At 66.6% G+C, this 404-nt stretch carries 1 protein-coding gene; it reads left to right on the top strand.

What is annotated here, in order from left to right:
• Window positions 1–56 precede the first annotated feature (56 nt).
• A partial coding sequence (locus tag FV218_RS22540) for a DoxX family protein (protein ID WP_246685246.1) occupies window positions 57–404 on the top strand: 348 nt, incomplete at its 3' end.

Here is a 404-nt window from a genome sequence, read left to right on the forward strand (position 1 = left end):
CCAATGACCTGTGTTCTCGCCTCATACCCCGCATCGGGCCTGCGGGAGATTCAGGGTTGAACTGGCTCGACCTCGTGGCCGTGCCGCTGCTCGCCAAGATCTGCCTCGTCGGCATGTTTCCCCTGAGCGCCTACGACAAGGTGGTCCACTGGGACGAGGCCAGGGCCCAGGCCGCCACCGGGCCCCTGCCGTTTCCGGGCCTGGTCCTGGTGCTCGGCATCGTCGTCGAGGCGGTGACCCCGGTGATGATCGTCACCGGCTGGTACGACCGGGCCGGCGCCTTCGTGCTCGCCGGCTTCTGCGCCGTGACGGCGGTGCTGTTCCACCGCTTCTGGGAATTTCCCCGGTTCTGGTCGCGCGACGGCGAAGGCCGGGCTCATTTCTGGGACTTCTTCAAGAATTTC

Source organism: Methylobacterium sp. WL69 (assembly GCF_008039485.1).
In the GTDB taxonomy this organism is placed as follows: domain Bacteria; phylum Pseudomonadota; class Alphaproteobacteria; order Rhizobiales; family Beijerinckiaceae; genus Methylobacterium.